The 8,032-nt window shown below is 66.1% G+C and carries 6 protein-coding genes; 1 reads left to right on the forward strand and 5 read right to left on the reverse strand.

The window, feature by feature from the left end:
• Window positions 1-474: 474 nt before the first annotated feature.
• Complete coding sequence (locus KEG38_RS48725; protein ID WP_272427816.1) at window positions 475-1,161, reverse strand: hypothetical protein; 687 nt, start codon at window positions 1,159-1,161, stop codon at window positions 475-477.
• A 185-nt stretch (window positions 1,162-1,346) separates the two neighbouring features.
• Between KEG38_RS48725 and KEG38_RS48730 the strand changes: the two genes are divergently transcribed.
• Window positions 1,347-2,522: a hypothetical protein gene (locus tag KEG38_RS48730; RefSeq protein WP_272427817.1), complete on the forward strand. Its 1,176-nt coding sequence runs from the start codon at window positions 1,347-1,349 to the stop codon at window positions 2,520-2,522.
• Here the strand turns inward: KEG38_RS48730 and KEG38_RS48735 are convergent.
• From KEG38_RS48735 to KEG38_RS48750, 4 genes are all read right to left on the reverse strand, one after another.
• Entirely contained in the window at window positions 2,443-3,768 is a 1,326-nt protein-coding gene (locus tag KEG38_RS48735; protein WP_272427818.1) for a tyrosine-type recombinase/integrase, read from the reverse strand. The genes KEG38_RS48730 and KEG38_RS48735 overlap by 80 nt on opposite strands.
• A gap of 338 nt (window positions 3,769-4,106) precedes the next feature.
• Window positions 4,107-5,867: a bifunctional DNA primase/polymerase gene (locus KEG38_RS48740; RefSeq protein WP_272427819.1), complete on the reverse strand. Its 1,761-nt coding sequence runs from the start codon at window positions 5,865-5,867 to the stop codon at window positions 4,107-4,109.
• Entirely contained in the window at window positions 5,839-6,228 is a 390-nt protein-coding gene (locus tag KEG38_RS48745) for a hypothetical protein (protein WP_272427820.1), read from the reverse strand. Before KEG38_RS48745 ends, KEG38_RS48740 begins: the two co-directional genes overlap by 29 nt.
• 399 nt (window positions 6,229-6,627) lie before the next feature.
• Window positions 6,628-7,506 (reverse strand): hypothetical protein, encoded by an 879-nt coding sequence (locus tag KEG38_RS48750; RefSeq protein WP_272427821.1) that lies wholly within the window; start codon window positions 7,504-7,506, stop codon window positions 6,628-6,630.
• Between the last annotated feature and the right edge of the window lie 526 nt (window positions 7,507-8,032).

Here is an 8,032-nt window from a genome sequence, read left to right on the forward strand (position 1 = left end):
ATGCAGCAATCGTTGCAACTACGCTGGGCACCCTTGTGGTCGCAACTGTTGTGACAAAGAGGGGTCTGCTCCTCACACCACTCGGGGGCTCTGCACTGGGTCGCAGTCACATTGGACCCTCCACAGGCCGTGAGCCAGCTTGCCAGAAGGAACAACACCGGAGCCCCACGCATCGTACGACCTCACCCGAGCCTGCCGGCCCTCAGCCGACGCGTCAACCGCTTTCCCCGCCTGGATCGCCCCTCGCGCGCCGCGCAACCGGGTGGATCGAGACCTCGATCGCCCCTCGCGCCTCACGCAACCGGGTCGCTCGACACCTCGATCGACCCTCGCACCTCACGCAACCAAGTGGATCGAGACCTCGATCGCCCCTCGCACCTCACGCAACCAGGTCGATCGAGACCTCGATCGCCCCTCGCGCCTCACGCAACCGGGTCGCTCGACACCTCGATCGACCCAGTTGCGCAGTCTACCTCACGAATCCTCGCCCTCCGGACCCTCGTCCGCGTCACCCGCTTCACGCTTCCGCTTCGGCCGCGTTGGCTCCAGGAAGGCCGCGACGCGCTTCGGTTGCCCCGGGAAGAGCTTCTTCAGGTCACCTTCGAGCCGGTCGAGCTCCAGGTTGATGTCCTCCACGTAAAGCTCCTCCGACGTGCCCTGCAAGGCCAGCGCGCGCAGCCCATTCGCGCGCTCCTTCGCGGTGTCGTCGAGCTTGTCCGTCACCGTCCCGAGCCGCGGCGACCATTTCAATGCGAGCGGCTCGTCCGGGTTCCGCCCGAGCTCGTCGAGCCATTCGCGACCTTGCTTCACCTCGCGATCAATTCCGAACGCCTGCGCCGCCGACGGCGAGACGTCCTTGAAAAACCGCGTATAGGGCGGCACATCTCGGCGGCCGCCCGTCTTGTCGACGACGTCCCTGCCAAACGACGCGACCTCGGGATCCCATTGCGCATCCGCAACGGCGAGCCGCGCCCGCGCGCGGCCGAGCGCGCGCTCCTGCTTGCGGCCCTCCGCCGCGAGCGCGTCGCCCTTGGCCGTGAGCGATTCCCACAGAGGCGCGAGGTGCTTCGTGGCTTCGTCGCTCGCGAGGCCGTCCGCGATCGCGGCGCAGATGTCGGCGGCAGGTTGGGCGGATGTATTCGGGCGTAGATGTGTAGCCATGTGGGGAACGTAACCGAGGCGGCGGGGGACGTGTCAAGGGGGAAGGGGGCCTCGTGCGGTGCAGGGATACGAGGAGAAATTGACGCCTTTGCCATGCATTCGGCACCATTGCCGGCCTACCAGAGCATGCCCGATCATCACCGCAGGGGTGGTTTGGGAGGGCGCGTTCACCTCGGGAACTGCCGATGCTTCCTCGCGTCTTCGCCTGGTGCTTGCCGTTGACCCTTCTCGTTCTGTGCGTGCCGACGGTCGCCCGCGCGGAGATCCGCGTCTGTGTACGGCTCCCAGGGCACCCGAAGATGGACCAGTGGGCCCTGTCGGGGAGCGCGACCGTGATGACCCAGAGCTGGCAGGTCTTCACGGCCAAGACCAACGGCCTCACGACCTTCGCCTACGACCCTTATGCGCCGCCTGGAAACGTACGGTTTCTGCCGCCTCCGTACAACAAGCTGAAGTGTCCCGCGCCGCCGCCGCGACCGAAGCCAGCTCCGGCGAAGGACCCGCCCAAGGCCTCGGCCGAGGAGAACAAGGCGGGAGCCTCCACATCCGCCGAAGCCTCGGAGACGCCGAAGCCTCCGCCGACGAAGGATGAACAAGTCGAGGCCGTGCCGCCGGGCGTGAAGAAGATGCCAGAGCGCCCGCCAGAGAAGCCGCGGCCCGCGCCGCCTCCGCCCGAAGGCGTGCTGTCGAACGAGCCGCTCTTGCCGTCAACGTCCACCTTGCCGAAGCGGGACGAGGTGCATCCGCCGAAGTGCGTGGACGAGCATTGCACGCTGGTGGATCGGGGCGGAGCGCTGCCCGAGCTTCAGCACGGGCAAGGGCGACCGCTCGTGAGCGCGGTCCCGTGCGCGCAGACGAAGGAGGGGTGCAACGGGAACGGGAAAGGCAAGGCGAAGCCCCTGACGCCGATCGAGCGGATGGTCCGCGAGCTGACGATCGCCTCCGCGATGCTCAACGGCGAGTTCAACCACGACCTCGCGCGCAAGGACGGCAAGCGGTTCGGCATCATCGGCGGCGACGATGAGGACGGCGTCGATAGCGCCATTGTCCAGGCCGCGGCGGCCCTCACGCAGGTCGCGTCCGCGGTGCTCGTCGGGCAGGCCGAGAAGTTCGCCAAGAAGCTGGAAGAGGCGTGCGCGAAGAAGGCGCCGCTCATCATCGAGGGGGCGGAGAAGCTGTCCAAGGAGACGGCGGAGCTCCTTGCCCAGCGGTACGGCGTGGACATCGCGCACGGGCTGGAGCAGAACGGCGCGATCGGCGCTTATGAGGTGATGCGCGAGTTCACGCGGGGGTTAGAAGGGTCCTACCAGGCGCATCACATCCTGGAAAAGGATATAGGCCGAGCTTCCCTTGCCCTATGATCCCAGCGGTTTCGCGCACGCTGCGCGGAACCCTCGACAGATTCCCCGACAAATTCCCGCTCGTCCGCGGGCGCTCCACGGTCGAGCCCAGCAGGGAGGCGGGCAACGGCGGGAAGGGCTCGCCGACGTTGCCCGTCACCGACTCCGCCTCGCGAATGTAGAGCATCGTCGTCTCGAAGTTTCGATGCCCCGCGCGCTGCATGATGACGTGCGGCGTGTCGCCGCGGAGCGCCATCCAAGTGCATCCCGTAGCCCGCAAGTCGTGGAAGGTGATCCGCTTGTGGAGCTCGTCGGCGATGAAGAGGTCCGGCCGGGTGATTCCGGCCCTCGTCAGGGCCTTGCGGAAGCGCCGGGCCATCGCCCAATTTCGGACGCGTATCACGAACCCGCTGTCATCGCGCTCCGCGTAGAGCACGCGCAGCAAGGGGAGCAGGTTCGGCTCGATCCTGAAGCCGCGCGGGCGCTTGCCCTTCGTGCCCTTCTCCTGCTTCCGCTGGCGATCGTAGCTGCGCCGGATGTGCGCGACGCCGTGATCGAGATCGATGTCTGTCCACCTCAGTTGCAGCACTTCCGAGACGCGGCAATAGAGGTATATCGCGAGCGCGTAGAGGCGCCGCAATTCCAGGTCTACCCCTTCGCACGATGCGAGTTTCAGGAACTCGTCCGGGTAGAGGTAGGCTTTGGATTTTTCGGTCCCCCGGTCGGGGGGCGTGATGCCAAGCGCCGGGTTATCCGCGCGCACGCGCAGCGCGAGGTTTTTGGAGGCAGACGCATCCTTGAAGAGCTTTCCGACGGCAAGCCATAGCTTCGACACGCTCTGCCATGAATACTCTTTTCGGGCGATCTGCCCGTCGAGGGCTTGCACGAGCTTTTCAAGGTCTCCACGCGTGATCGCTGTAATCGGCTTTGTGCCGATGTGCGGCAGGACGTGCAGCTTGAACGCCGAACGGTCGCTTCCTACGTTCGAGTAGCCGCGCTCGTCGCGGTCTTTCAGCCACCGTTCGAGGTACTCTGCGAAGGTCTCGCCCTTCGGAATGGGCGCAGCGCTGCTACGCTCGCGCGCCTGCTCTTCAAGACGCGCGCGTGCCCGGTCGGGATTGTCTGTGTAGAACTGCGCAGACTCACGGGCGCGCGCTTCGGACATGCCTGGGGAGAGGTGGATCCGCACGTAGCGACCGTCCAGAAGGACGCGCGCAACGTAGCGATTGCCCTCGAGCAAAACATTACCAGTGCGACGGCGGCCCATATTACAGGACCTCCGCGCATGGAAAAACGCTGGATCTCGCCCACGTGGGCGCTATGGTGCCCATAGGTCAAACCTCGTCTCAGTCGGGGTTCGGCTCAGGGGTCCGTTCGGCGTGTTCAGCACCGGGCGGGCCCCGCTTTTTGTTACTGCCCGTACAGGCGAACACAAGCGAGGGCCGGCGTCAAGGTGCCTGACGAGGGGGCCGGACCCGTAGGGCCTTCCTCGCCGCGTGGTTCGCCCGTCGTGAGCCTCGCGAGCCTGGGGAGCATGTCCGCGCGTCGCTCGTTGCCCGGACGCGTCCACGGGCGTCCTGGGGCCGCGTGCGGGCCGCTCGCCTGCTACATGGGCTCGCGTTCGGGTGCGTCTGCGGGGCCTGGCGTGGCCGGTGGAGCCTCACCCGCCAACCACGCGAGGCCGGCAGGGGTTATGTAGTGACAGACGGGCTTGTTCTTTTCGTTCGGTCTGTCGACCCGCAGATATTCGCGCCGCCTCAGTTCGTCACGGGCGCCGTAGACTTTCTCACTACTGCCTTCGACGCCGGCCACAAGCGTCCGCGCGGAGCATCCATCATGGTCTTTCACGAATGCCAGGACCTTGCGCATCAGGCGTTCCAACTTCGGATCGTGCTTCTGTTTCTGTTTCTGGTCCTGCTCCGCGCTCCGGTACACGACCCGCACGCCTCCCTTGGGATCGTTGCCGATCGCGACGTCCTCAAACTGGAGGTAGAAGGGCTCGATCAGCCCTCCGGTGGACTCGGCCGCGGGCTTGACGTGGACGAGCCTTCGGGCCGGCTCGTCGGGCTTGCTCTGCAACGTGAACACGGAGCCGCACGCGTCGAAGATCCCAGACGAACCACGCAGCCCGAGCCGCGCGTCTCCGTTGTCGTTATCGCGCGGTTTGCCTTGGTGGTGGATCAAGACGATCGCCGCGCCGGTTTTCTCCGATATCAGGGTGAGCTTGTCGATCTCATCGCGCACGCGGGAGTCGTTTTCGTCGACGCCAGCGATCAGGCCCCGCAGGGCGTCGATGAGAACGAAGTCCAGGCCATCGAGCGCACGGCAGAAGATATCCACCGCTTTCGCGTGTGTCAGCGGTATCCGAGCAAGCGACGACACACGCAGACGATAAGCAATGTCCCTGGGATCAATGCCCTTGCCAGCGCAGAGACGCTGATAGCGCCTCCGTGTCGCCCAGGCGCCCTGGTCGTAATCGAGGTGTCCGACCCGTAGAGGCCCCGGAACCGTGAAGTCTACCGCGTCCCATAGCGGGCGTCCCGCCGCGAGCGAGACGAGGGCGTCCTGCATGATCATCGTCTTGCCCGATGCCCCGTAGGCTGCGAGTAACGGCGGCCGGCCGGGAGCCCATTGCATTTTTTCGCATATCCACTTGATCGGAGGCAACGGCGCGAAGATGTCCGGCGTGTCGAGCCACTGGATCCGGGGGCCTTCTGGCGCGCTCGCCACCTCCGCGCGGGCAGGCTCCGCGCGCTGTGCTGTCATCGGCTCCGGTGGGGTCGGTGCTCGTCCCATTGCCTTGTGGAGCATCCACGGCGGCAACGGCGCGGGGGCCAGTGCATCTGGGTCGGCGCTCGTAGGCCATTCACACGGCGCCCCGTCCGCGCTTCGGTATGGCGGCAGCACGACGAACGAGCCATCACCACGCACGTAGAGGCCATGATCCACCTTGGCACGCTTCGGGATCGGTTCTTGTGGCGCGCTGAATAGGAACAGTATGCCGTCTGTCGTGTCGATCCGCGGGACGTCGGGAAACGAACCGTGCTCCTCCACCGCAGCGAGGAACGCCTGATCGCCCCCTTGGCCGATGTTGATCTCCAGCGCCACGATTCGGGACGCTGCGCCGGTAGGAAGGCCGATCGGGGCGTCCGGCCATGTCGTCCAATATCCAAGAATTGCGGTCTCGTCGGACGTGGCCCGCTTCAGGTAGTCATCGTGCCGCGGGTGGCGTCCCTTGTGCTTGCACTTCGGCCCGTCGTCGCACGTGCAGGAGGTCTCTTCGCCGTCGACACGTACGCCGTGCAGCGGGAAGACAGGCCAGCCTCTACGGGCGCAATCAAGGGCTGCGTCGAGTTGCGGGCCCATTGCGCCTCCGTGATCCGTCTTTGCGTTCGGCGTGCCGTCGCATTGCTAGCTCGTGCTCCTCGGCCGGTGACAAGGCGTTCACGTCTACCGCCGCGAGGTCGCGCGCCTGGGGAGGCGGGCGGGGAGCTCGGGGCCGTGCGCCTTCCTGCGCTTCGATGAACGCGTGAGCCTCTTCCCGCAGGACAAGGATCGTCTTCCCGTCGGGCGCCTTGAAGCTCCGGATCTTGCCTTGCCCCGTGAGCCGCTCGAATGCCCGTTCGCCCCACGGGAACGACTTCCTGTCGTAGTAGCGCGGTCCCTCGTCGCCTTTGGCGAGCTTCGCCGTCTCCTCGCGAAAGGCCGTGAGAAGTGCAGCGGCCAAGGGTCGGACGGCTTCTACCAGGGGGTCAACGGGCGCCATGATCGGCCCCCCCTTGCCCCGCGTGCGCCTGTAGCTGCTGGCGAACCTGGACGAGCGTCCCGATCCGCACGGGAAGGCCGCCCGTCACGCGTGCCAGGGTTTGGCGGCTGATGTTGAGGCGATCGAGGGCCGCCCGCTCGCCGATGGCAGACACGAGAGCGCCGAGGGCTTGGCGCACGTCATCCGGCGGGGTGACGCCTTGGGCCCGGGGAATTGTGGAGCGTTGTGCTTGCCGCATGGTGCGCGGAGCGAAGCACCACGCACGAAAAGAAGCCCTGAACGGCGGAACGGTGCCTGCCGTTCTACCGCGGTCGGTAGAATGCCCTCACCCGTTCTACCGATCCTTGACGGTGCGCCGCGTTACTCGGCTTCCTCGTCGCGCGGACCGAAGACGAGGACATGCCCCTCGTTGCCGTCCGGATCCTCGGAGACGATCACCGCGCGTTCGTCATCGTCTAGGTGGAAATAGACCGTGGCAGGGTCGGTGTCTTTCTCGAGAATTGAGATGAAGCTCTTGGGGTTCTTATGCCCCAATGCCTCGAGCACGTCGAATATGAGGCGGCATATTGTCTGCGGTCGTATCCACTCGCCGAGCGGCGTCCGGAGTAGTTTTGCCTGGATCGCCCCTTGGACCACCCCCACGCTTCTCTCGTCGGCTCGGCGCTGCGGATCGATTCCGTCCGCGTACAGATCAAAAAACTTGTAAACAATGGGGGCGGCCAACTCGCTCGCCAGCACTTTTGCGGCGTCCTCTTCGTTGGCCGCGTAATCGTCGATATGGTGCGACCACAGGTACATGCTGCCTGCAATGAACTGCAAGAGGGACCGCTTCTGATCGGCTGGATGGGGGATGACGTCGCCGCCCATGACCACAAGGCCGGCCCCTCGGGCGTCGGCCCCCTCCTTTTCTTTTAGGTAGTTTGCTGCCTTCGCCGCGGAAGCCTGCAAATACTCGTTGTCGTCGGTCAGGTGGGCGAATAGCGCGGCGCGCATGATGCGCGCGAGCTTGACGAAGCGGTCACGGTGCTGCCGGTGGGGGGTCGGGGCGAATGCGTAGGATGTCGCTGCGCGGCTGTACCAGTCGGTAATGCCGGCGAAAACGCCTAGAGCTTTGGCGCGCGCTTCGTCCGTCCAGTCAGCCGCCCACTCGGGCGGGGGAAAGTCGGGGCCGCGTAGCGATGGGGAGAGCGGAGCATCATCGGGCGGGGGGGCGTCGTCGTGGTCGGGGTCGGTGCTCATGGTCGAGCGCGGAGGCTACCGGCGCGCGGGGGCCCGGGTCTAGGGTCGGTCGGTCGTGTTCCTGCGTGTTTCTCCCGTGGTTCTGCGTGATCCTGCGTGATCCGAGGAACACGGCGGCAAGGTCGTGTGTGTGTGCCCCTACGTGGTCGGTTTTCTTCTGCTCGGTGCTCGGTTCGTGTGGCGGTGTGGTCCTGCGTGTTTCTCCCGTGGTTCTGCGTGATCCACTTGGCGTTCCGGTAGGGCCGGGGCGTGTGTTCCGTGTTCCCCGCCCCCTTAAGGGGCGGGAACACAGGAACACGACGCAGCCCCGGACCGGAGGCGGAAGCAGGCTAAACAGAGAGGCGGGTTACAGTGTGATGGTTGGTGCGGCACGGCGCCAAAAGACGCGGGATCTACGGGGGGCCGCGAACAGTGGCGGGGGCCTTCGAGGCACAAGGGAGGCGACTTTCGCGCGGCGCCCCGATCGGCGCGAAGTGCTCGTGAACGTCGCCGGGGCCCGGGGCCGGGCCTGCGTCGCCGCTCGCGT

Origin of the sequence: Polyangium jinanense (assembly GCF_028435265.1) — a bacterium.
Lineage (GTDB): Bacteria > Myxococcota_A > Polyangia > Polyangiales > Polyangiaceae > Polyangium > Polyangium jinanense.